At 53.0% G+C, this 23908-nt stretch carries 26 protein-coding genes; 16 read left to right on the forward strand and 10 right to left on the reverse strand.

Annotated elements, in window-relative coordinates:
* Positions 1-444: a hypothetical protein gene (locus tag KNP95_RS08190; protein ID WP_214830871.1), complete on the reverse strand. Its 444-nt coding sequence runs from the start codon at positions 442-444 to the stop codon at positions 1-3.
* Between the two features lie 103 nt (positions 445-547).
* Here KNP95_RS08190 and KNP95_RS08195 point away from each other — a divergent pair, with 103 nt between their 5' ends.
* From KNP95_RS08195 to KNP95_RS08215, 5 genes are all read left to right on the forward strand, one after another.
* Positions 548-1042, forward strand: a complete 495-nt coding sequence (locus tag KNP95_RS08195) for an LURP-one-related/scramblase family protein (protein WP_029596417.1) — start codon at positions 548-550, stop codon at positions 1040-1042.
* A 13-nt stretch (positions 1043-1055) separates the two neighbouring features.
* Entirely contained in the window at positions 1056-1598 is a 543-nt protein-coding gene (locus KNP95_RS08200) for an NUDIX hydrolase (protein WP_029596416.1), read from the forward strand.
* Positions 1570-2142 (forward strand): DUF1349 domain-containing protein, encoded by a 573-nt coding sequence (locus tag KNP95_RS08205; protein WP_058765221.1) that lies wholly within the window; start codon positions 1570-1572, stop codon positions 2140-2142. The genes KNP95_RS08200 and KNP95_RS08205 overlap by 29 nt, the downstream gene beginning before the upstream one ends.
* 138 nt (positions 2143-2280) lie before the next feature.
* The gene (tnpB, locus tag KNP95_RS08210; RefSeq protein WP_214836495.1) at positions 2281-3453 is read left to right on the forward strand and encodes an IS200/IS605 family element RNA-guided endonuclease TnpB; all 1173 of its coding nucleotides are present in this window, start codon (positions 2281-2283) and stop codon (positions 3451-3453) included.
* Positions 3454-3694: 241 nt separating this feature from the next.
* The gene (locus tag KNP95_RS08215; RefSeq protein WP_214836498.1) at positions 3695-6085 is read left to right on the forward strand and encodes a carbohydrate binding domain-containing protein; all 2391 of its coding nucleotides are present in this window, start codon (positions 3695-3697) and stop codon (positions 6083-6085) included.
* 43 nt (positions 6086-6128) lie between these two features.
* On the opposite strand, the gene mprF is transcribed toward KNP95_RS08215, so the two are convergent.
* Positions 6129-8627, reverse strand: coding sequence for a bifunctional lysylphosphatidylglycerol flippase/synthetase MprF (gene mprF / locus KNP95_RS08220; RefSeq protein WP_214836501.1), 2499 nt, complete (start codon positions 8625-8627; stop codon positions 6129-6131).
* 207 nt (positions 8628-8834) lie between these two features.
* Between mprF and KNP95_RS08225 the strand changes: the two genes are divergently transcribed.
* From KNP95_RS08225 to KNP95_RS08240, 4 genes are all read left to right on the forward strand, one after another.
* Positions 8835-9422 (forward strand): bifunctional transcriptional activator/DNA repair enzyme AdaA, encoded by a 588-nt coding sequence (locus tag KNP95_RS08225; protein ID WP_214836503.1) that lies wholly within the window; start codon positions 8835-8837, stop codon positions 9420-9422.
* On the forward strand, positions 9379-10278 hold the full coding sequence (locus tag KNP95_RS08230) for a DNA-3-methyladenine glycosylase family protein (protein WP_214836506.1): 900 nt from the start codon (positions 9379-9381) through the stop codon (positions 10276-10278). Before KNP95_RS08225 ends, KNP95_RS08230 begins: the two co-directional genes overlap by 44 nt.
* Positions 10265-10777 carry a methylated-DNA--[protein]-cysteine S-methyltransferase gene (locus KNP95_RS08235; RefSeq protein ID WP_214836509.1) on the forward strand — a complete coding sequence of 171 codons (513 nt, stop codon included), beginning with the start codon at positions 10265-10267 and terminating at the stop codon, positions 10775-10777. Before KNP95_RS08230 ends, KNP95_RS08235 begins: the two co-directional genes overlap by 14 nt.
* Positions 10778-10866: 89 nt before the next feature.
* The gene (locus KNP95_RS08240; RefSeq protein ID WP_029596408.1) at positions 10867-11730 is read left to right on the forward strand and encodes a DegV family protein; all 864 of its coding nucleotides are present in this window, start codon (positions 10867-10869) and stop codon (positions 11728-11730) included.
* A 46-nt stretch (positions 11731-11776) separates the two neighbouring features.
* Here the strand turns inward: KNP95_RS08240 and KNP95_RS08245 are convergent, their stop codons facing one another.
* Complete coding sequence (locus tag KNP95_RS08245) at positions 11777-12328, reverse strand: histidine phosphatase family protein (RefSeq protein WP_214836512.1); 552 nt, start codon at positions 12326-12328, stop codon at positions 11777-11779.
* Between the two features lie 32 nt (positions 12329-12360).
* Positions 12361-12831, reverse strand: coding sequence for a DUF2691 family protein (locus KNP95_RS08250; RefSeq protein ID WP_251131509.1), 471 nt, complete (start codon positions 12829-12831; stop codon positions 12361-12363).
* Between the two features lie 162 nt (positions 12832-12993).
* Here KNP95_RS08250 and mqo point away from each other — a divergent pair, with 162 nt between their 5' ends.
* Positions 12994-14493, forward strand: coding sequence for a malate dehydrogenase (quinone) (gene mqo, locus KNP95_RS08255; protein ID WP_214836514.1), 1500 nt, complete (start codon positions 12994-12996; stop codon positions 14491-14493).
* 88 nt (positions 14494-14581) lie between these two features.
* Here the strand turns inward: mqo and KNP95_RS08260 are convergent, their stop codons facing one another.
* Together KNP95_RS08260 and KNP95_RS08265 are read right to left on the reverse strand one after the other, a co-directional pair.
* Positions 14582-15106, reverse strand: coding sequence for a CarD family transcriptional regulator (locus tag KNP95_RS08260; RefSeq protein ID WP_214836516.1), 525 nt, complete (start codon positions 15104-15106; stop codon positions 14582-14584).
* Between the two features lie 106 nt (positions 15107-15212).
* Positions 15213-15641, reverse strand: a complete 429-nt coding sequence (locus KNP95_RS08265; protein ID WP_214836518.1) for a MarR family winged helix-turn-helix transcriptional regulator — start codon at positions 15639-15641, stop codon at positions 15213-15215.
* Positions 15642-15778: 137 nt separating this feature from the next.
* Between KNP95_RS08265 and KNP95_RS08270 the strand changes: the two genes are divergently transcribed.
* The 4 genes from KNP95_RS08270 to KNP95_RS08285 all read left to right on the forward strand — a co-directional run bounded on the left by KNP95_RS08270 (position 15779) and on the right by KNP95_RS08285 (position 18885).
* The gene (locus KNP95_RS08270; protein ID WP_021067911.1) at positions 15779-16525 is read left to right on the forward strand and encodes a hypothetical protein; all 747 of its coding nucleotides are present in this window, start codon (positions 15779-15781) and stop codon (positions 16523-16525) included.
* A 114-nt stretch (positions 16526-16639) separates the two neighbouring features.
* Positions 16640-17386 carry a methionine ABC transporter ATP-binding protein gene (locus tag KNP95_RS08275; protein ID WP_214836520.1) on the forward strand — a complete coding sequence of 249 codons (747 nt, stop codon included), beginning with the start codon at positions 16640-16642 and terminating at the stop codon, positions 17384-17386.
* The gene (locus KNP95_RS08280; RefSeq protein ID WP_214836522.1) at positions 17379-18041 is read left to right on the forward strand and encodes a methionine ABC transporter permease; all 663 of its coding nucleotides are present in this window, start codon (positions 17379-17381) and stop codon (positions 18039-18041) included. The genes KNP95_RS08275 and KNP95_RS08280 overlap by 8 nt, the downstream gene beginning before the upstream one ends.
* Positions 18042-18066: 25 nt before the next feature.
* Positions 18067-18885 (forward strand): MetQ/NlpA family ABC transporter substrate-binding protein, encoded by an 819-nt coding sequence (locus tag KNP95_RS08285; RefSeq protein ID WP_214836524.1) that lies wholly within the window; start codon positions 18067-18069, stop codon positions 18883-18885.
* A gap of 37 nt (positions 18886-18922) precedes the next feature.
* Here KNP95_RS08285 and KNP95_RS08290 read toward each other — a convergent pair whose 3' ends face one another.
* Positions 18923-19759 (reverse strand): aldo/keto reductase, encoded by an 837-nt coding sequence (locus KNP95_RS08290; RefSeq protein WP_214836526.1) that lies wholly within the window; start codon positions 19757-19759, stop codon positions 18923-18925.
* Between the two features lie 142 nt (positions 19760-19901).
* On the opposite strand from KNP95_RS08290, the gene KNP95_RS08295 reads away from it, so the two are divergent.
* The gene (locus KNP95_RS08295) at positions 19902-20303 is read left to right on the forward strand and encodes a hypothetical protein (protein WP_214836529.1); all 402 of its coding nucleotides are present in this window, start codon (positions 19902-19904) and stop codon (positions 20301-20303) included.
* Between the two features lie 35 nt (positions 20304-20338).
* Here the strand turns inward: KNP95_RS08295 and ahpF are convergent, their stop codons facing one another.
* Together ahpF and ahpC are read right to left on the reverse strand one after the other, a co-directional pair.
* Positions 20339-21862: an alkyl hydroperoxide reductase subunit F gene (gene ahpF, locus KNP95_RS08300; protein WP_214836534.1), complete on the reverse strand. Its 1524-nt coding sequence runs from the start codon at positions 21860-21862 to the stop codon at positions 20339-20341.
* A gap of 12 nt (positions 21863-21874) precedes the next feature.
* Positions 21875-22438 (reverse strand): alkyl hydroperoxide reductase subunit C, encoded by a 564-nt coding sequence (ahpC, locus tag KNP95_RS08305; RefSeq protein WP_021067918.1) that lies wholly within the window; start codon positions 22436-22438, stop codon positions 21875-21877.
* A gap of 322 nt (positions 22439-22760) precedes the next feature.
* On the opposite strand from ahpC, the gene KNP95_RS08310 reads away from it, so the two are divergent.
* On the forward strand, positions 22761-23447 hold the full coding sequence (locus KNP95_RS08310; RefSeq protein ID WP_214718729.1) for a BglII/BstYI family type II restriction endonuclease: 687 nt from the start codon (positions 22761-22763) through the stop codon (positions 23445-23447).
* A gap of 13 nt (positions 23448-23460) precedes the next feature.
* Here KNP95_RS08310 and KNP95_RS08315 read toward each other — a convergent pair whose 3' ends face one another.
* Entirely contained in the window at positions 23461-23907 is a 447-nt protein-coding gene (locus KNP95_RS08315) for a very short patch repair endonuclease (RefSeq protein WP_214836537.1), read from the reverse strand.
* Between the last annotated feature and the right edge of the window lies 1 nt (position 23908).

The raw sequence follows: 23908 nt of genomic DNA on the forward strand, positions 1-23908 counted from the left end.
TCAGGAGGCATCGAGCGCTTTGACCGCGTGTCGTAACGCCTCGATGTCTTCGTTTCGCCAGCCGTGTCGGTCCGCGGCATTGATGAACTGACGTGTCGCTTTGATGAGGGCATGTTTCAATTCCTGAAGTGATACAGTCCCCATAGGCGTATGGAGATGGCCATCTTCTATGAACGTGAGCTCAACTTCTGTGGCGGTCACTTTTTCAGCGGTTATCCGGATCGGGCCGTCCATGAATTGAAACGAGTATGTCTCCCGCCACGGGGCGAATACGAGGGCACGGCAATTGTCGACCCACCAGTTCAAGACGATGGCGACGAAATCCGACCAATCCTGTCCCGGGAAATAATCATGAAAGTCGATGACGAAGGCGATGTTGCCGATGATATGTGTGTCATAGGCTAAAGAATCGAGATCCACCTCGATTGAAAGTTGATGGTTCATAAAGCCTCCTCTCGATGTTCAAAACAGGAAAATACAATGAAGTGAATCATAGTTGGGTAAATACTCGTATATATGGTATCACGACCAAATCGGAGGGATGACGATGAACACGCTCTATATGAAACAGAAGGTTTTCAGCCTGCGCGGCCGCTTCACCATCAAAGATGCGGATGAGAACGATTTGTACTTCGTTGAAGGGAGCTTTATGAAGCTACCGAAATCGTTCACGATTTCGGACAAAGACGGCCATGAGATTACGACAATCACGAAAAAGACGTTCAGTTTCTTGCCGAAGTTCTATGTCGATGTGGAAGGCCAAGAGACGGTCACGATTTCGAAAGAGTTTACGTTATTCAAACCGCGTTATACGATTGATGCGGCCGGAATCGATGTGCAAGGCAACTGGTGGGACATGGACTTCCAAGTGATGCAGAACGGCCAAGTCATCGGCAGCGTCCAAAAGAAATGGTTGTCATGGGGCGACAGTTACGAGATTCAAGTGATGGACGAGACGATGGAGCACATGCTCATCTCGATCGTCGTCGCCATCGATTGTGCGAAGGCAGACCAAGCCGCAGGTGCGAGCGCGGCGACATAAAGGGGATGGAACGATGGAGTTTTGGGATGTGTATGATGTGGACCGCAAGAAGACAGGGCGGACGTGGCAGCGGGGCACCCGCCTCGAGAACGGCGATTATCATCTCGTCATCCACGTCTGTATTTTCAACAAGGACGGACAGATGTTGATTCAGCAACGCCAACCGTTCAAAGACGGTTGGGCGAACATGTGGGACATCACCGTCGGCGGCAGCGCCACGGTCGGCGATACGAGCCAACAGGCGGCGATGCGCGAGCTCGAAGAAGAAATCGGGCTAAAACTCGACTTATCACACACAAGACCGCATTTGACAGTCAACTTTGACGAGGGGTTCGACGACATCTACCTCGTCGAGACAGAGGTAGATCTCGATGAATTGACGTTACAGGAATCAGAAGTGCAGGCCGTACAGTGGGCGGACGAGGCGACGATTCTCGACATGATTCGTTCAGGCGAATTCATCCCGTATCACGAGGGGATGATTCCATTATTGTTCGCGATGCGAGGGCAGTGGGGAGGAATCAATCATGTGGCAGCCATACACGTGGATCAATGAACCTAATGAAGTGAGCGCCGGTGAGCGCTTGACGTTCCAGACAGCACCAGACACCGACTTTTGGCGGAACACCCATTACGGCTTCAACCGGATGACGGCACACGCTTTGGTGACGGACGTGTCGACCAAGCAGTTCACGTGTCGGGCGACGATTGAGATGGAGCCGAGCCATACATACGATCAAGCCGGCATCCTGCTGTACGTCAACGACGACCATTGGCTCAAGACGTCCGTCGAGTATATCCCGGACGGACCGTCACACCTCGGGGCTGTCGTCACGTCCTTTGGTTATTCGGATTGGTCGACGCGTGATTTCCCCAACAAGGACATTCACGGACGGTTGACGTTCGAACTCGTCTATACCGATGGTGATGTCGAGGTGTTCTTCGAATACGAGGGAGGTGCGCGTGAACAGTTGCGAATCGCTCATCTCCATGATGTGTCGACGTTACGCGTTGGACCGTACGCTTGTAGTCCGGATCCGGAGGCGCCTGGATTCACGGTCACGATTTCAGATTGGATCGTTACGGAAGCATCGACTTGAGTCATCAGTCGATGCTTTTTATCAAAATTAGGCGAGAATGCTCCCGCTTCTAAACGTCGCGGGCGAAGCCCTAGTGAAAGTGGGCTATGAATCGCCAACCTCTCTTTTGGGTATAAATACCTAAGGGAGGTGAACATCTTGTTGAAGCATAAAGCGTATAAATTCCGGATCTATCCGACAACGGAGCAGGAGATTCTGATTGCCAAGACGATCGGTTGTTCACGCTTCGTCTTCAACCACTTCTTGACGAAGTGGGAAGAGACCTACGAGGCGACAGGAAAAGGACTGTCCTACGGTTCCTGTTCGAAAAAAATCCCTGTACTCAAGCAAGAGTTCGACTGGCTGAGGGAGGTCGATAGTAAATCTGTCCAAACCAGCGTCAAACACCTCGCCGAAGCGTTTGACCGCTTCTTCAAGAAGCAGAACGAACGGCCCCGGTTCAAATCGAAACGGAACCCCGTCCAATCCTATAAGACGAACATCCAAGGCAAGTCTCAACTTCCTGAGGTGTCGATCGTCGGCAACCGGCTTAAGCTGCCGAAGTTGAAGTGGGTCCGGTTCGCCAACTCGAAACAAGTCGAGGGCCGAATCCTCAGCGCCACGATCCGACGGAACGCGACGGGCAAATACTTCGTCTCCCTGTGCGTCGAGCAGGAGATCGACGAACTGCCAAAGACCGGCTCAACCGTCGGCGTCGACGTCGGACTGAAGCATTTCGCCGTCCTGTCCGACGGCACGGTGTACCAAAACGACCGCTATTTTCGCACGCTCGAGAAGAAACTGGCGCGCGAGCAACGAAAACTCTCCCGTCGTCAGCTCATCGCCCTGAACAAGAACATCAAGCTGTCCGAGGCGAAGAACTACCAGAAACAAAAACGCAAGGTCGCCCGCATCCATGAGAAGATCGCGAACAAACGTACCGACTTCCTGCACAAGGTGTCGACCGAGATCGTCAAAAACCACGACGTCATCGGCATCGAGACCCTGCAGGTGAAAGACATGCAACAGGACCGCAAGTTCAGCAAAGCCATCTCCGATGTCAGTTGGTCGGCGTTCTTCCACATGCTCGAGTACAAGGCGGACTGGTACGGCAAGACCGTCGTGAAGGTCGGGAAGACCTTCGCCTCGAGCCAGCTCTGTTCGAGTTGCGGCCATCGACACAGAGACGTGAAGCATCTCGGTCTGCGCGAGTGGACATGCCCGGGTTGTGGGATTCATCACGACCGCGATGTGAACGCAGGACTGAACCTCAAACGCGAGGCCGAGCGCATCCTGGCCTCCTCAACCGTCGGGACGACGGGGCTAGCCTGATCAGGTTCCGGTCGTCAGACCGGATGACTCAGGAATCCTCCACCTCCAAGCGAAGCGTAGGTGGGGTAGTTCAAGTCATTTTCATTTCACTTTAAGAAAATGGTTGAATCGAGGCATGGAAAAATTTATAATGACGTTAACGAAAGCGCTTTCGGAAAGCGATTTCAATCTGTACGTCACTAGAAGAGGCAAGGTCGATTGTGTCGCCCCTGCCTTCATTCATGCCAAGGGAGGAAATGTAATGAAGAAATGGGTCGCACTTGCACTCGGGACCGGTCTTGTCTTATCAGCCGCACAAGGCGCTTCTGCCGAAAAACCGGAGAAAAAAGACAACACGAAATGGAAGCTCGTCTGGTCGGATGAGTTCAACAAATCAGAGATCGACCAAACGAAATGGAACTTTGACACGGGGAACTGGTTAAAAGACGCCGAAGGCACGCCGGTCACACCGGGGTGGGGAAACAATGAGAAACAATTTTACACGGACAAAAACGAAAACGCTTTCGTAGAAGACGGGAACCTCGTCATCCGTGCCAAAAAAGAACAAGTGACAGACGAACTCGGGTCATACGATTTCACGTCAGCGAAGTTGACGACCAAAGGCAAGTTCAGTCAAACGTACGGCCGTTATGAGATGCGTGCGAAGCTCCCGACCGGCAAAGGGTTATGGCCAGCGTTCTGGATGTTGCCGGAACAGGACCGCTACGGCGCCTGGGCCGCGTCTGGTGAAATCGACATCATGGAAGCATGGGGCAGCCAGCCTGACAAGGTCGCCGGCACAATCCATTACGGCGAGAACTGGCCGAACAATAAATATACAGGCAAAGACTACCACTTTGAAGAAGGCGACGGCATCGACAAATGGCATACATATGCCGTCGAGTGGGAGCCAGGCGAGTTGCGCTGGTACGTCGACGGAAAATTGTATCAGACTCAAAACGATTGGTACTCGAAAGGATTGAACCAAGCGACGAAATACAGCTATCCGGCACCGTTCGACCAAAACTTCTATTTGATTATGAACTTGGCCGTCGGCGGCTGGTTTGACGGGGACGTTGATGCGACGACACCATTCCCGGCTGATATGAAAGTCGATTACGTTCGCGTCTTCGATTTGAAGAACCGCGACTATCGCGAAGCGGTCGAACCGGTATATACGGATGAAACGATCGTGCTTCCGGACGGAGCGAAACAACCGTCTGAAGACGGCAACCTTGTCTACGATCAAGACTACACAGAGCCAATCACGACCGTGACGAACGGTTCGCAGGCGCTCGACCCGGTGAATTGGAACTATGTGGCGCTCCCGGACTTCGGTGGGGTCGGATCGATTGATGTGATTGAGCAGGCAGGTTCGCGCTTCGCAGATATCTCGATCACGCAAGCAGGCAGTCAGCCGTACTCGCACCAATTGATTCAGAACGTGTCGCTCGGCAAAGGCGGTCACTACAAAGTGACGTTCGACGCGAGTGCCGACTCGGCCCGCTCGATCGCTGTCAAAGTCGGCGGTGGACCAGACCGTGGTTACGCCAAATATTCGGATGAAGGTTCGTTCGATTTGACGACCGACGTCCAGACGTACTCGATGACGTTCGACATGACGGAAGACACAGATCTCGCGGCACGCCTCGAGTTCAACGTCGGCCTCAGCACGGCAGGCGTTCAAATCGGGAACGTGCGCGTCGAACAGACACCGCGTGAAGCGCTCGACCCGAACGCGACGAAACCGGCGCTCGGAGACGGCAACCATGTCTATAACGGCACGTTCGATCAAGGGGCAATGGACCGCTTGACGTACTGGCAGTTTGACCCAGGCGCAACGAAAGGCACAGGCACAGTTGATGAGGAAGCTCGTCACTTCGAGTTCGTGACGAACGCGAAGAAAGGGCAACCGGCAACGCTCGTCCAAAACGGCATTCAATTGACGGAAGGCCGTGAGTACGTGCTTCGGTTCAACGCGAAGTCGGAACGCATCAAATCGCTTCAAGTCGGCTTGAATGGATTGGACGGACAAGCGTATCTCCCGCTCCAAGACGTGGCGTTGACGCGCGACTTCCAATCAATTGAAATCCCGTTCACGATGGGCCAAGAGACGGATTTATTGAGCCAACTTCAATTCGTGCTTGGTTCGGCTAAAGGTGAAATCACGCTCGACGATGTGCAATTACTAGATGTGACACCGGTCGATGTTGATCCATCACCTCTCAAGAACGGTTCATTCACTGAAGGATTGACGCATTGGGGCTCGTACGTCCACTTTGACGCTCAAGCGGCGGTCGAAGCGGTGAACGAGGCAGCTCAGTTGTCCATCACGCAAGAAGGACAAGAACCGTGGAGCGTGCTCATGGAGCAGGGTGGTCTCGAGTTACATGCAGGTCAAACTTATGTCGTGCGCTTTGACGCCAAATCGACAGTAGCCCGCAACATGGAAGTGACGATCGAGAACGCAGCCTACACGCGTTACTTGAGCGAAATCGTCCAAGTTACTCCTGAGACGAACACGTATGAGTTCGAGTTTGTCATGGGCCAGACAGACATGACAGCTATGAAATTCTTGCTCGGTCGCACGGAAGGCTCGCCGCTCGGCGCGCACGATGTGACGATCGACAACGTCAGCGTGACCGTAAAATAATCGAAAGCAAGAGCGCCTCGCATGCGAGGCGCTCTTTGACGTTTTAAGATTCTCGTTTCCGGCTGATCAACCGTGCCGTCCTGAGCAAGGACGGGAGCAGTTTCCGACGCTTGCGGATGGCCAAATATCTGGCTTCCCACGTCGGTGTGAACTTTCGTTTGAATTGACGGAGCCCGCTGAACGGATAGATGTAACTGATGTTCTCGAAGATGTCGGCCGCAATCCGCTCTGGCCAGTACGCGAATGTGTGCTCACCGACCGAGGCGAGCGGTGCCATGCCGAGGCCGACGTGGGCATAATCGTTGTCCCGTGCCCACTCGATCACGTGCAGAATCAGCACCTCAATCGATCCGGGCAGGGCGTCACCGTGAGAGCGCATCAAATCGATGGAGACAGTATCACTGCCGCGGAGCAACGTGATGAAGGCGACGACTTGTCCCGTCTCGTCACGAAGGAGGGCGACCGGATAGTGGGACAAGGCCTGCTCGTTGAAAAAGCCGAGCGAGAACCCTTTCTCACTTCGATTACCGAGCCAGTCTTCCGAGATGCCGCGCAGTGATATGATCAACTCAGGCGACGGATTCATGACGATGTCAGCCGTATAGCCTCGCTTCGTAAATTGGTTGTGGAGCGAGCGCATGTTGGCACGCTTTTTGCCAGTGAGCGAGAACGTGGCGACATCAACCGTCGCCTCTTCACCGAGCTTGAAGAAGGTGAACCCGGCGTCGTGCAGGCGCGGCATCCAGTCCGGGGTGACTTGATAAAAGAGCGGGATATAGCCGAGCCGGTCCGTTTCTTCGATAAAGGCGAGCAATAGGTGTGACGCGGCGTCTCGCGCTCCTTGCACATCCCCGAGGACGATGGCGTGATTGCCAGATACGGCGAACAAGAGACACGCCTCGTCGTCCGACCCATAATAGACGAGTTTGTCGTTCATATAGGCCAAGTCGAACGCGCTCGTCGTCGCATGCGTGGCTTGAAACGCCGCGAAGCGGGACGGTTCAAACGACGTGCCGAGCTTTGGACGTTTCAACCGGTTGAACAGCGTGAAGATGCCAATCAACAGCAGTCCGGACAAAACGACGGCGGCGATGCTCAACGCGGCGGCAGCTTCCGGATCGAAGAAAATCGTGTCGGTCTGACTGAACGACTGCAGCAGGAACGCATGCGTACCGACATAGAGGCCGACATAGGCGACGTTGCGGACGAAGCGGCTGACGGTCACGATGGAGCGGTAGCGTTTGTGCTGGGTCCGGGTCAACCAGACAAACAAGGCGAACCCACCGACGACGAACGCTTCAAACAGATTGAAGCCGCGCGCGATGACACCGATACTGGCAATGAAAACTGCGACCCCGACGAGCCAGAGCACACGCTTCGTCCGAATGTACATCCCGAACGTGGTCAGTAGCGTCAACAGACCGGCCGTGAACAGCGCGAGCGTGCCAACCCACTGTAACCAGAGGGCGGTCGAATAGAGCGGTGACACGCTCGGTAACAGCGTCTGGAACCACAAGACGAGGCTCGTCATCAATGCGATCAGGCTTCCGGCGAGCCGTTCGGTCTTGGCGAGTGTGCGCGACACGATGCGCCAGACGACGGTTCCGATTTCATAAGACGACCCGATGATCGGCTTATACTCGATCTGTTTGACGACCTGGTCCCCGAAGACGAGAGCCGCCAAGAACAGGCCGATCATGAACGGGACGATGAAGTAGACAAAGCGATAGACGATCAAAGAAGACAAAACAATCTCTTGGTCGATGCCGAGCTGGGTCATCCCGACGAGGTATAATAGATCAAACGAACCAACACCACCCGGGACGAGCGAGACGACCCCGACGATAGTCGCGACGATGAAGACACCCATCATGGCTGTGAGCGGTGCTTCGCCTCCGAGCAAATGCAGGGCATACAAGGCGACGAGTCCGGCCGTCACCCATTCGGCGAGCGACGTCGCGATATAGCCGAGCAATGTCGTCCAATCTAAGTTCGAGCGTTTCCGCGTCACGTATATGTAGAGCGGCAGGACGGCGAGTGTCGCGAGGAGCACGGGCCAAATCCATTGTTTCGTTCCGGTGAGCACGCCGGCCGGGAAAAGTCCGATGAGCACTCCTGCGGCAAGCAGCGACAAGCCGCTGATGAGCGTCGGGGTCATCCAACCGATGGCCCAGAGCAAACGCTTCGTATCCGTATACGGTCGATACAGCGACGTCCGGAGCGCGATGCCGATGACGCCGCCAAACCCGATCATGCCGTTCATCGCGTTAGTGATCCATGCCGCGCGAAGCAGCTTCGAGAGCGGGAGCTGGACGTCGAGCGAGCGCAGTAGAAAGTAGTCGTATCCGGTCATCGTCAAAACGGCGACGAGTCCGAGTCCGATCAAGGCAATCTGTTCGAAGCCCGTCAACGCCTCTAACGTTTGAAACGCCGCGGCGAGCGACAGGTTTTGGAGCTCCTGACCGCTCTGATAAAGAATCAATCCAATCAATAGGAATGGAAGCAACCATTTCAGTTGTTTCCAGGAAAATCGCTTTTGCATCGTATGTGCTCCTTCTGACAAACTATCGAAATCTTGATTAGCTAAAGTGTACTCAATTGAGTCGTGTAATCATAGTACGAGTCAGACGGGAAGACGGATTCAAAATAAATGAGATTCATAAATCGCGGGAATGTAGACTGTAAACGCAAGAAATAGGACGAGTGAACGAAAATCAATCTGATACAGTGGAACAAAGGGGGTGACGAGATGCTGACGTTTGAAGAGAAGTGGGAGAAAGTGCTCGTCTGTGACGCGACGTATGACGGACAGTTTTATACCGCGGTCAAGACGACCGGGATTTACTGTCGTCCCTCGTGCCGCTCGCGGAAGCCGAAGCGGGAGAATGTCGATTTTTATGAGACGAAAGCTGAAGCGGAGTCGTCTGGCTTTCGGCCGTGCAAACGATGTCAGCCCGAGGTCGACCGTAGTCCGGCGAGCGCGCTCGTCCATGACGTGACGGCGTTCGTGCTCACGCATTACAAACGGCCGCTCAAGCTTGAGGAGATTGCCGAGCACGTCAGCTTGAGCCCGTTCTACGTCGAGCGGACGTTCACGCAAGCGACGGGCGAGACGCCGCGCCGTCTGCTCGAAAAGGTTCGCATCGACAAGGCGGCCCATCTGTTGCGGACGACGGACATGAGCAATCTCGCCATCTGTTATGAGGTCGGCTTTCAAACCCCATCCAACTTTTATCGCGTCTTCCGACGGCTAAAGGGTTGTTCACCGAGCATGTATCGAAAGGGGGGAGCCGATGAGTCGCTCATCGTTCGAGATTCACGTCACCGCTCCGTTTGATTTTCAACAATGTCTGCAGTTTTTGCGACGCTCCGACGATGAAGTGATGCATGTCGCCCGCGAAACGTCCGTCTCCAAGCTATTCGATGTGGGCGGACGATTGCTGCTTGGGGACATCATGGAGACGGCTCACGGCCTCGTCATCGTGTTCCCGGAAGACGACATCACGAGCTCGGAACAGGAACACGTGGAACGATACGTCCGCGACTGGTTCGACCTCGACCAAGACGTCGCAGCGTTCGTGCGAATGGCCGAGACGGATGAACTGTTGCGTCCGCTCGTCCGAGAGTACGAGGGGCTACGTCTGATCGGCTTCCCAGACTTGTTCGAGGCGCTCACGTGGGCCGTCATCGGTCAACAGATCACACTGTCGTTCGCCTATACGCTGAAACGACGGTTCGTCGAGCAATACGGACCATCTCGGGAAGTGGACGGCGTGACGTACTGGGCTTTCCCGACCCCAGAGACAATCGCGCTGCTCGACCCGAGTGAACTGAGACCGCTCCAATTCAGTACCCGGAAAGCAGAATATATCATCGGCATCGCCCAGGAAATGACGGACGGACGATTGTCGAAACAGCAGTTGCGCAGCGAGCCACCCGACGTGATGCATGAACGGTTGTTAAGCTTACGTGGTGTCGGGGAGTGGACGGCCGCATATGTGCGGATGAAGTGTTTCCAAGATCCGACGGCGTTCCCGGCCGCGGACGCCGGTCTGCATCAGGCGTTGAAGCATCACCTCGGGCGAAGAGACAAGTTGACGGCAGACGAAGTGAGGCAGTACGGGGAACGCTTTGCCGGGTGGGAGGCGTACGCCACATTCTATTTATGGAGGTCGTTGTATGGAGACGTATAGACTGGACTATGTGAGTCCGATTGGAATTCTAGAGATTGTCGGGACAGAGACGGCCATCCGCTCCATCCTGTTCGTCGAACGTGATGACGTCTGCTTTGAAGCGGATGAGACGACGCTGGACGTGTTGAAGACGTGCTACCGAGAAATCGAGGAGTACTTCAACGGACGTCGCCAATCGTTCACGTTCCCGTTTGAAGTCGAGGGGACGGTGTTTCAACAGGACGTGTGGCAGGCGCTGGTCATGATTCCATACGCCGAGACGACCTCGTATCGCGAACTGGCCGTGACGCTCGGCCGAGACCGCGCCGTGCGGGCCGTCGGCAGTGCCAACGGGCGCAATCGGTTGAGCATCGTCATCCCGTGCCATCGCGTCATCGGATCGAACGGGATGTTGACGGGCTATGCGGGCGGACTCTGGCGAAAGGAATGGCTGCTTCGACACGAACAAGCCAACGCATATTCGGGCCTGGCAAAAAAACATCTACCCCTCCATATCTGATACAATGGAGAAGTCCTATCGTGACGTCTGAATCGACGTAGTGGTCTAGGACGATTCTCGTCACTCAGGAGCGATTTTTGGAGGGTACTATGATTAAATTACTAGCAGATTCAACTTGCGATTTATCCGATGAGATTTTAGCAAAATATGAGATTGGCGTCGCGCCGCTCATCATTACGATTGACAATAAATCGTATGAGGACCGTGTCGACATCCAACCCGATGAGTTTTACGGAATGTTGGAAGCGCTACCGGAATTCCCGACGACGGGGATGCCGAGCCCGGCGACATTTATGAAGCTGATGGAAGAGGCCGTCGAGAGCGGACATGACGAGATTCTTTGCATCTGCATGTCGAGCGGGACGAGCGGATCGTATCAATCGGCCGTGCTCGGCAAAGAATATTTCGAAGAGGCGCATCCCGATTCGACGGTGAAAATTCATATCGTCGACTCACGCTCGATGAGCCACGGGAGCGGTTGGTTGTTAATGAAGAGCGCCCAGATGCGCGAAGCCGGGGCGACGTTCGAGGAGCTCGTTGACTTCAACGAGAAGTATAAGCTGAAAGTGAAGCACTTCTTGTCGGTCGACGACTTGGACCACCTGATTAAAAGCGGCCGCATCTCGAATGCGAGCGCCATCATCGGCAAGCTGTTGATGGTCAAGCCGATCATGAGCATGAAGAACGGCAAAGGGGCCATCGTCGCGAAAGAACGGGGAACGCGTAAAGTGCTCAAGCACTATACGGACGAGTTCATCAAACGCTGCGACAAGGACATCACCAATTTCGTCATCATCGGCTATACGTCAGATCAAAAGATTGCAGAGAACTTGAAGGCGAAGATTCAAGCCGAATCCGACTTCAAAGGTGAGATTTACCTCATGCAGATGGGCGTCTCGGTCGGGACGCACGTCGGCCTCGGAGCCATCTCAATGTTCTTCGTAGAGAAATAAAACGAAAGCCGTCTCATCTGCGAGACGGCTTTTTCTGTGGATAACGTTATCCACAGGTAGGGACGGACCAGACACGTTCCACGGACCAAGAGTTATCCACAATATCGAGGCGATAGACGTCGGGATTGCTGAGCGTGCGCCACGTGTCGAAGTCATAGCGGTTATCCACATGTTGAAGAAGCAACGCGAGCAGGTTGCCGTGCGTCACGAGGACGGTCGCACCGTTTATGTCGTCGAGTGGATCGATGACGCTCAAGATTCGCTTCGTCGCATCTTGACCCGACTCGGCACCTGGCACACGGAACGAGGCATCGGTGAACGAATGACGGAGCAGTTCGAACCAATCGTCGCGCGGTTCATGCGAGAGGATGCGCTCGCGCAACTTCGGCTCCGTCTCGAGGGTCAGCTGCTTGGATGTGGCGACCGGTGTGATTGAGGCGATGGCTCGCGTGTAGTCGCTTGAGATGATGCGATTGACGGGGATGTCTTGAAAAAAGTCAGCGAGGGCGAGTGCTTGTTGTTCGCCAGCCTCGGTGAGTGGGGCGTCCGGCTCTTGGCCAGTCGCCGAGCAATGACGGATGAGATAGAACGTAGACATGATGGATCCTCCTTCGTTATAGGGTCGGGTGCTTACCAGACGGTCAAACTCGTCCTCGTATCGTTGGCGTCGGTCAAATAGGCGACGTCCTCAAAGGAACGGGATAGGGCGTGCGTATAGAGTGATTCAATCATTTGTTGATTCTTGCAGTACATATCGACGAATGTGGAGTCCACGATGAGCAGGGCAAGGTCACAATGGCTATCACGAAACGCCTCATACGTCTCAATGTCTTTCACCGGTCCTTTCGAAAAGGCCTTTAAATTCGCGAAGATGAGATAGTGCTCATCCTGATGAATCAAATGAGAAAACGTTTCGCCATCTACCTCGGTCTCTTCAGGAAACAACGGTTGATGGAGGTCGCCGTTCTTCACACGATACGATTCCTCACCACCGACGAACCAGCTGTAAGAGGTGATATCGATGGGACTTAACATGTCGGCCAGAAAGCGTCCATATGTATTCGGGATTTTAAAACGGATGCCGCGCTTCACGGATTGCATTCCCCCCTTCAAAAGTTTCATGGATGAAATCCGTACTTAACCCTTATCAAACATCACAAAAGCGTTATAATCAATATAACAATTATAAACGGGGCGAGTCGGCGAATGGGGATTTACCGAATCGTCTCATACACAAATCCAGGGGAGAAGGATGGGGTTTTCATGAGCAGTGTTCAAAAGAGAACAGACGTCATTTTGATTGGTGCAGGCATTATGAGTGCGACGCTCGGGTCGCTTTTTAAAGAGCTCGTACCAGAGTGGGAAGTCAAAGTGTTTGAGAAGCTCGAAAGTGCAGGGGAAGAGAGTTCGAACGAATGGAACAACGCCGGGACGGGACATGCCGCCCTCTGCGAGTTGAACTATACGACCGAGAAGCCGGATGGTACGCTCGACATCTCGAAAGCGATCAACGTCAATGAGCAGTTCCAAATCTCGCGTCAGTTTTGGGCGCATCTCGTCAACAAAGGCTTGATTCGAAACCCGGAAGCGTTCATCCGTTCGATTCCACATATGAGTATGGTCCAAGGCGAGAATGATGTCCGCTTCTTGAAGAAACGTTTGGAAGCGCTAACAAATAATCCGTTGTTTGAAGGGATGGTTTTATCGGATGACCCGGAACAACTCCGTGACTGGATGCCGATTGTCATGGAAGGACGTTCCGTCGATGAGCCGATCGCGGCGACGAAAATCGATTCAGGTACCGACGTCAACTTCGGTGCGCTTACACGGATGCTGTTTGACCATTTGACCGGCCAAGGCGTCGAGGTCAATTACAAGCATAGCGTCGAGGACGTGAAACGGTTGGCGAACGGTTTGTGGGAAGTGAAAGTGAAAGACATCGAGGCGAACACGATTGAGACGCACACGGCGCCGTTCCTGTTTATCGGCGGCGGTGGTGGTAGCCTGCCGCTCCTTCAAAAGACGGGCATCCCGGAGTCGAAGCACATCGGCGGATTCCCGGTGAGTGGTCTGTTCCTCGTCTGTAAGAACCGTGACGTCATCGAACAGCACAACGCGAAAGTATACGGCAAAGCGAAAGTCGGCGCACCGCCAATGTCGGTGCCGCACCTCGACACGCGCTTCATCGAAGGGCGCAAAGAATTGTTGTTCGGACCGTTCGCCGGCTTTACGCCGAAGTTCTTGAAGACGGGCTCAAACCTCGATCTCATCCAATCGGTCAAACCATACAACGTCGTGACGATGCTCGCGGCTGGGGCGAAAGAGATGCCGCTCACGAAATATTTGATTGAGCAGGTGCTCTTGTCGCACAACAAACGGATGGACGAGCTCCGCGAATTCATTCCGACCGCGAAGAATGAGGACTGGGAAATTGTCGTCGCCGGACAACGCGTCCAAGTCATCAAAGACACGCCGGACGGTAAAGGGACACTCCAGTTCGGAACGGAAGTCGTCAGCGCCGAAGATGGATCGGTCGCAGCGTTGCTCGGTGCGTCACCGGGAGCCTCAACGGCCGTGCACGTCATGTTAAAAGTGCTCGAGCAGTGCTTCCCAAGCCGGATGCCGGAATGGGAAACGAAAATCAAAGAGATGGTGCCGTCTTATGGTATCTCACTCTCCGATCACCCGGAACTGTTCAAGACGATTCACGAATCGACAGCGATGGCGCTCGGCCTGAAAGAGAAAGGCGTCGTCCATAATTAAGCGAGTACAAGCGAGGATATGTTCATATTCTCGCTTTTTCTTTTCAATTTTTACATAAAAAAAGACCTCTTCGCACGGAAGGGGCCAATCAAGTAGCGGCGATAGGTTCTTCGCTCAAATAAGCAGCAATTTGTTGATCGATAATTTCTTCCGATAATTCAAGCGCGAGCGAAAGTTCTTTCACGAGGATCGTTTTAGCGTTCTCTAGAATCTTACGGTCCTGTTCATATAACTTTTTGTTCAACAAGAGAGCTTCGCTTTGGCGGCGAGCAAGCGTGTTGATGACTTGAGCAATCTCGTGACGGTTACCCGAGTGCACGACGTTCAAGAATTCGCGATTGCGGTTGTTCGGATGGGGATTCCATTCGACACCCGGCGAGCGGAACGATTCGAGGATCTCTTTTGCTTCTTTCGCTTCAAGGAGCGTCAACATCATCACTTTATCACTATCGACGGGGATACTGATTTGCAACTTCTGTGCGTTGTTGATGGGATGGAGCGTGTAGTACGACTTCGTCTCACCCGCGACCGTCATGTCGGAAATGTCGTCAATGCGGCAAACTCCGTGGGTCGAATAGATGATTAAATCACCAGTTTTGAACAAATCGATCACCTCTTCCTTTCATCAAGTATAGTAGTTCATGACACGAAATGTCAACTCGGTTGACATTTGAGGTGAGATATGACACAAAAAAATCCCTCCCAATCGTTAGGAGAGATTACAAATTCCAGTCGGCTTTCAACAACATTTTCAGTTGACGGAACGCGTCGTCACCGAGTGATTCGGCGATTTTTTGTTCGAGTTCAGCTTTCAGTGCCTCGTTCTGTTCGTAGCAACGGACCCCGAGCTCGGTCAGCTCGATACATTTATCTTTTCGACTCGTCGGATGATCGGTCACCGTGACGAGTTCTTTCGCTTTCAAGTTCTTGATGAGCTTATGGATCGCTTGACGGGAGATGTGGACGTTGCGCGTCACTTCGGCAATGGTCGGTTTTGTTTGATAAATCCGGGCGAGCACGTACCATTCGGAGTTGGAGATGTAGATATCGTGTTGCTCGTTCCAAGCCCACTCGCTGATGCGGCGGATTTGGTCATGTCGCTCACTGAGGAGATCGAGGAGTCGTGTCGTCGGTTCTGTTGGAGTCAAATTGGTCACTCCTATTCGTTTTGTCGTTCCTAACTATACAAAAGCGGATGTGCCGCGTCAATGCGCGAAACGAGTTCACCATCCTCTGATAGGATTTGGCGGTTTGGGGAAAGAACAGAAACAGAGGAGGGACAATCATGCCGACACGTACCGATTTATTTCAACGCTATAAACAACATATTCTCGAACTGCCCGACCTGGAGGAGACGACACTGAAGAGTGAACCGTTCCTGCTCGAGGAGGACCCGAACAAGCAACTGACGATTTATTATGCGCCGTTCGAATACATCAACCCGAACGCCAAAGTCGTCATCGCAGGGATTACGCCGGGACTGTATCAAATGCGGCAATCGTTCGAGGCGATTCGTGATTTGGCGGACGCGCCCGACGAGGAGGCGCTCCGAGCTGTCAAACAACGAGGCAGCTTCTCCGGACCGATTCGCAAGAACTTGGTGACGATGCTCGACGACTTGGAGTTGCATCACCACCTTGGGATTCCGACGACGCTCGACTTGTTCGGCGAGGCGAACCATCTCGTGCAGAACACGGCGGTGTTGCCGTATCCGGTCTTTTATAAAGGGAAGAACTACAACGGGTCGAGTCCAGATATGTTAAAGACGGATTTATTTCGGTCTTATGTCGAAGGGGGTTTCGCCGACGAGATGGCGGTCCTTGAGGACGCACTCATCTTGCCGATGGGGATTAACGTCCGTCGAGCCGTCGAGACGCTCGTCGACAAGGGCATTATCGCGCCAGAACGCGTCGTGAGCGGATTTCCCCATCCATCAGGGGGGAACGGCCATCGACATCGAATCTTTGCCGAGAATCGTGAATCGATGCGGCGCCATATCGCTGAGCATTTCAAACAGCACCCGTTAAAGTGAACCGCCACGTGCGGTTCTTTTTTTGTGAAGCACCTCACCTGACAAGTTTGCTTTAGTTCGCTAAAATGGGGTACGAGGTTGACCCAGTTTTCCCATGAGAGAAAGGAACCATCTATGATCACGTTAACGAATGTCAGCAAACAGTTCGGCCGCGACGCAGCCGTCCGTGACGTCTCGCTTCAAATCGAGCGTGGCGAGGTATATGGCATCATCGGCGCGAGCGGAGCCGGCAAATCGACGTTGCTCCGACTGATGAACCTGCTCGAGACACCGGATACAGGGCAAGTCACGATTGATGGCGATGAGTTGACGGGCCTGTCGAGTCGACAACTACGCGAGAAGCGTCACGTCATCGGCATGATTTTCCAACAGTTTAATCTCGTCGCGAACAAGACCGTCTTTGACAACGTGGCCGCCTCGTTGAAGCTGGCCGGTCGACCACGGGCGACGCATGAGGCCCGGGTGCTCGAGTGCCTGCGTTTCGTCGGGCTCGAGTCGTTCAAAGACAAATACCCGGCACAACTAAGCGGTGGTCAAAAGCAGCGCGTCGCCATCGCGCGGGCGCTCGCGAACGAACCGCACGTCTTGTTATGTGATGAGCCGACGTCGTCGCTCGACCCGAACACGACGTCCGAAGTGCTCGGCGTGTTGAAGTCGATTAACGAGCGGCTCGGCGTTACCATCGTCATCGTGACGCATGAGATGGACGTCATCAAACAAGTGTGCGACCGCGTGACCGTCATGACGGACGGTTCGGTGTATGAGACGATTGACGTCATTCCGAGCGGGGTCGCAGACATCGACGACAACCCGTCCTGGTTCGTCGACCAACTGAAGAAGGCGGGTGAACCACATGCCTGAGGTGCTCCTGCAATATCAGACCGAGATTTGGCGTTCGATCGGCGAGACGTTCATCATGGTCGGCGTCTCGATTCTCGCGGCCGTCCTGCTCGGTCTGCCGCTCGGGACGTGGCTCTATTTGTCACGGAAAGGGCAGCTGTTAGAGAATCGGGCCGTCTTCTCCGTGCTCAACTTGATCGTCAATATCGTCCGCTCGTTCCCGTTCCTACTACTCGTCGTGTTTTTGATTCCATTTACGCGGCTCATCATCGGAACGGCCATCGGGACGGCGGCGGCAACCGTGCCGCTCGCCATTATCGCCATCGCCCATTACTCGCGACTCGTCGAACAGTCACTCCTTGACGTACCGCGTGGCGTCGTCGAGGCGGCCGTGTCGATGGGGGCGTCCATTAAAGACGTCATCTTCAAGTTCCTATACGTCGAGGCCCGTTCTGGTCTCGTCCTCGGGCTTACGACGTCAATCATTAGCTTCATCTCGTACTCGACCATCATGGGGGTGGTCGGGGGCGGTGGCATCGGTGACTTTGCCATCCGCTACGGCTATCAACAATTTAAGACGGAGCTGATGATGTATATGATTTTAATTATGCTCGTCTTCGTCCAGATGATTCAGTTCACCGGTACGACGGTGGCCCGACTCATCGACAAACGCTAATTACCTACAGAAAGAAGGAGAACTTATGAAAAAATTAATGGCGCTTTTCGCCTCACTCACACTCGTCCTCGCGGCGTGTGGAAACGATACCGAAACGAACACGACGGAAGCTCCGTCAAACGAGCCGCAGACGCTCAAAGTCGCATCGCTCATCCCACCGATGACGGATATGCTTGAAATCGCGAAAGAGCAACTCGCAGAAGACAACATCGAGCTCGAAATCGTCGTCCTCGGTGACAACGTCCAACCGAACACGGCGCTCGCGGCGAAAGAGGTCGATGCGAACTTCTTCCAACACGTCCCGTACATGGAAGAGTTCAACCGCAGTAATGATGCCAACCTCGTCCCGATTGAACCGATTTACTTCGCCAACTATGGTGTCTACTCGAAAGAGTATGACAACATGGACGACATCCCGGAAGGCGCGACGATCGCCATCGCCAATGACGTGTCGAACATCGACCGCTCGCTCTCGTTGCTCGCGCAACACGATGTGATCAAGCTCGGTGAGAAGAACGGTTCGTATTACACACAAGCCGATATCACGGAAAACCCGAAGAACCTCAAATTCGAGGAAGTCGATTTGCTCATGCTCGCGCGTGCGTATGACGATGTCGATGCGGTCCTCATGACGCCGGCTTATGCGGCACCACTCGGCTTGACGCCGAAGAGCGATGCCCTCTTGACGGAAGGTGTCGAGAACGACTTCGCCATCACGCTCGTGGCCCGTGAAGACAATAAAGATGAAGAAGCCATCCAGAAACTCGGCGAAGCGCTCACAAGTGACGAAGTCCGAGCGTTCTTGGAAGAGAATTACGAAGAGACGGCGATTCCAGCGTTTTAACAAAAAAAAGATTGAGCCTACGCGGGCTCAATCTTTTTTAGTACTCTTCGTACTCTCTAGGGTCTTGATTATCGATGCGGCCGTCCGGTTTCGTCAGGCCGTTGAGCGTCGTCATCTCGTCCTCCGTCAATTCGAAGTTGAAGACGTCGAGGTTCTCTTTTTGGTGCAACTCGCTCGACGAACGCGGGAGCGGGATGACACCGAGTTGGACGTGCCAACGCAGAATGACTTGAGATACGGTCTTGCCTTTTTGTCGTGCTAGTTCGGCGATCGTCTCGTCATGGGTGACGGTACGGGCTCGGCTCAACGGGCTCCAGGCCTCGGTGATGATGCCTCGTTCTTTGTCGGCCTGACGTTGCTCGACTTGAGAGAAGTACGGATGCATCTCGATTTGGTTGATGACCGGTGTCTCGCCCGTCTCCTCAATCAAACGGTCGAGGTGCTCGGGCATGAAGTTCGAGACGCCGATCGAGCGAATCCACCCGTTCTCTTTCGCTTGGATGAGTGCGCGCCACGCCTCCACGTATTTGTCTTGTTTCGGGTTCGGCCAGTGCAACAGGAACAAGTCCCAATAGTCGAGGTTCGCCCGATAGAGTGACTCACGAATCATCTCGAGTGCCGCGTCGTAATCGAAGTATTGCGCGCGAAGCTTCGACGTCAAGAACAGCTGCTCCCGTGGGATTCCAGATTGCCGGACGGCTTCGCCGACGGCACCTTCATTGTCATAACGAATCGCTGAGTCGATTAAGCGATACCCGTTGCGGATGGCGCATGTGATGGCGTCGACACCCGGTTCGCCTCGTAAATAAACTGTACCGAGTCCGATGGCCGGAATCTCGTAGCCGTCATGTAGTTTGATGGTTGGGATGTTCATAAAATGCCTCCTCATTCAAAATCCGTTCTCTTGTCCGATATTCCACTTTCCCGGGGAATCAAACGTTTGAATCGGTTGGAGTAAACCAAAATGGAGTTGCTCATTTTCCTGTTTTTGGGATAATCATAGAGAGGTGATGGGGATGAAGTGGTGGTGGATGACCGGATTGATCGTGGCAATCGCGTTATTTTATGTGAACGACAGGTGGTACGGACAGGCAGCGACGTTTTGGGTGCCGATTAGTTGGATGATTTCAATCTTGATTTTAGTGAGAGTGACGTATCCGAAACGTAAATGGTGGTCTGCGTTCGTGGCTGTCTTTTTGGTCGGTGTGACGATTGTCTTGTCGATACCGACTTACTCGATCGCTGCGGCACAACAAGAGCTGTCTACGGTGTATGGAAATGTTACGTATACAGAAAGTGTGCGCACGGAAGGGGACGAGTGGAACCCGTTCATTTCAAATGTCGCCTATGTCTTTAAAACAGAAGCGGGACAAAAGTTGTTGTTTATCCCGGACTCTGGAAAAACATTCGAAATCTAAAAAATGCGTCCTCAGGTTCGAGGACGCATTTTACATTAGTTGCGAATCATATAATCGAAAGCACCGAGTGCGGCAGTCGCACCAGATCCCATCGAGATGATGATCTGTTTGTAGGCGCTGTTCGTGCAGTCGCCTGCTGCGAACACACCTGGGACGTTCGTCGCGCCATGATGGTCGACGACGATCTCACCGAAGTTGTTACGTTCGACCGAGTGGAGCCAGTCCGTGTTCGGGACAAGTCCGATTTGGACGAAGACGCCTTCGAGTTCGACGTGATGCGTCTCGTTCGTCTCGCGAGACAAGTACGAGATGCCGTTCACTTTGTCCGTACCCGTGATTTCTGTCGTCTGAGCGTTCGTGACGACGGTCACGTTCGGGAGGCTGTGGAGACGGTCTTGAAGCACTTGGTCGGCTTTGAGTTCGGCAGCGAACTCGAGCACCGTCACGTGTTTGACGATTCCAGCGAGGTCGATGGCTGCTTCAATCCCAGAGTTACCGCCACCGATGACCGCGACGCGCTTGCCTTCGAAGAGAGGGCCATCACAGTGTGGGCAGTAGGCGACACCTTTGTTTTTGAACTCGGCTTCACCTGGGACGTTGACGTTGCGCCAGCGTGCACCAGTCGACAGGATAACGCTCTTACTCTTCAAGACGGCACCGTTCTCAAGTTCGACTTCGACGAGGTCTTTCTTCTCGAGGCGCTTCGCGCGCTGGAGGTTCATGACGTCGATGCCGTACTCTTTCACGTGCTCTTCCAAGCTCGCGACGAGTTTCGGGCCTTCCGTGTAAGATGTGCCGATGAAGTTCTCAATCCCCATCGTGTCCATCACTTGTCCACCGAAGCGTTCCGCGACGATGCCGGTCCGGATACCTTTACGAGCCGCGTAAACCGCTGCGCTCGAACCAGCCGGGCCGCCACCGATGACGAGGACGTCATACGGTTCTTTGTTGTCAAATGCCGAAGCGTCAGGACCAGTTCCGAGTTTCGCCAAAATCTCTTCAAGTGACATGCGTCCGTTGCCGAACGCCTCACCGTTCAAGAAGACGGTCGGGACAGCCATGATCTCTTTCGCTTCCACTTCTGCCTTGAACGCGCCACCGTCAATCATCGTGTGTGAGATGTTCGGGTTGAGGACGCTCATGACGTTGAGTGCCTGGACGACGTCCGGGCAGTTATGACAGCTGAGGCTGATATACGATTCGAAGTGGTACGTGCCTTGAATGTTTTGAATCTGTTTGATCGCATCTGCGTCCACTTTCGGCGCCCGGCCGCTCACTTGGAGCAACGCGAGGACGAGTGACGTGAACTCGTGACCGAGCGGGATTCCTGCGAAGACGATTCCTGTCTCTTCAGACGGACGGCTCACGCTGAAGCTCGGTGTGCGTTCGAGCGTGACGTTCTCGACCGAGATGCGTGACGACATGCTCGCGAGTTCGTTCACGAGGTCGAGCATCTCTTTTGAGACCGCGTCGTCTCCAGCGCTGACACGAAGGACGACATCGCCCTCCATGAGCTGGAGATATTGGTCCAACTGTTGTTTAATATCTGCTTCTAACATGAAATCCGCTCCTTACAACTTGCCGACGAGGTCGAGGCTTGGGCGAAGTGTTGCAGATCCTTCTTCCCATTTAGCCGGGCAAACTTCGCCTGGGTTGTTGCGGACGTATTGTGCCGCTTTGACTTTGTTAACGAGTGTGCTCGCATCACGGCCGATGCCGCCTGCGTTGATTTCAACTGTTTGGATGACGCCGTCTGGGTCGATGATGAACGTACCGCGGTCAGCAAGACCATCTTCTTCGTTCAAGACGTCGAAGTTACGTGAGATTGTGTGTGATGGGTCACCAATCATGATGTACTCGATTTTGCCGATTTTCTCTGATGTTTCGTGCCATGCTTTGTGCGTGAAGTGTGTGTCAGTCGATACTGAGTAGACTTCGACGCCGAGGTTTTTAAGTGTCGCGTATTCGTTTTGAAGGTCTTCAAGTTCAGTCGGGCAGACGAATGTGAAGTCAGCTGGGTAGAAGCAAACGACGCTCCATTGACCTTTGAAGTCGTTGTCCGATACTTCGAGGAATTCACCTGTTTGGAATGCTTGTGCTTTGAAAGGTAAGATTTCTTTGCCGATTAATGACATGGGATATGTCCTCCTTGGTTTTTTACTCTAGTGGACTTTCGTCTCTACTAGAATAATTATAATGTAATACTAACTTCATATAACCCGCCAAAAATGTCAAGGCGTTTGCATGTCTGGGAAAATGTTGATATATCAACGTTAAATGGTTAAAACGCTTGATGAAAGGAAAGAAAACGATTACAAAATAAATGTACTTTTGTTTTCAATCCTGTATCCTGATAAAGTGATTAGGAGGGGCGAGAGTTTGAATCGAGTGAAGGAAAGTCGATTATTCTCGTCACGAAGTACATCATTATCAATTACATATAAAAGGGTGAGACAGTTGAACTATCGAATTCATTCACACCGCTTCGGGGAGACAATACTTAAAAATGATGAGGAGTTCACAGAGATTTGGAGAGAAATCCATGACATCATATATTCCATAAGTGATGATGACATCATTCAAAAATTCGAAGAGAAGTATGCGGACAAGAATAAAAGTCTGTCCTCAACCTTGAATGATTTATTCAAATCAGAGTTTTCGAAGAGAGGATGGGCCAGCGAAAGTCCAATCTTCCAAGACCGTGACTATTCAGAGAATGTGTGGCGTCTCGATTTTGCCAAAGAGAATATCTCGCTGGAAGTAGGTTTCAACCATTCGGGAACGATTGCATGGAATCTGTTGAAACCGGTCATTGCGAGCGAGTTGAATCATGTCGAGAAGGCAATTCAAACGCGAATTGGTGTGATTATTTGTGCAACCCAAAGACTTCAGCGTGCCGGAAATTTCGACAACGCCATCGGTACATATGAGAAATATGTCCACCATTTGAAACCGTTGAACACTCAGTTGACCGTACCAATCGTCATCATCGGGCTTGAAGCACCCGACACGTTCAGGATTGTCGAGCATTTTAATGAAAAGGGCAAAAAAAGAGGCCGTGTAGAAGGATTCTACACGAACCAGATTGTCGATGATGCAACAGAAACTTATGATGAGCCGTTGTTTGATGAGGACTTAGATTAACATGTAATTTCTATTATCCACTTCGTATATGTCGATTGGTTTTGGCCATGTCTACGAAATGGGTGATGGTATAAATCACATCATCAAAGTCTTCATTGACCTCATGCTCCCAAAATCGGAGTATAATCCAACCTTCCTCAACATAGTGTCGTGTAACGTCAGCATCCCGTTCGATGTTGCGACCGATTTTCTGACGCCAGAATTCGGCGTTCGTCTTCGGAAGTTTGAAGTGAAGGGGGCAGCCGTGCCAGTAGCAGGAGTCCAAAAAGACGACAACACGGAGTCCGGGAAATGAGATGTCCGGTGTCCCATACAACTTCCGATTGTTCTTCCGATATCGATATCCGGCAGCCCATAGTGCTTTCCGGACCTTCACTTCCATCTTCGTGTCCTTGCCGCGATTGCCGCTCATCGTCTTGAAGACGGCTGGACTCGATGCTTTTGGTACATTTCTGGCCATG

It is taken from the genome of Exiguobacterium sp. s36 (assembly GCF_018618345.1).
Classification (GTDB): domain Bacteria; phylum Bacillota; class Bacilli; order Exiguobacteriales; family Exiguobacteriaceae; genus Exiguobacterium; species Exiguobacterium chiriqhucha.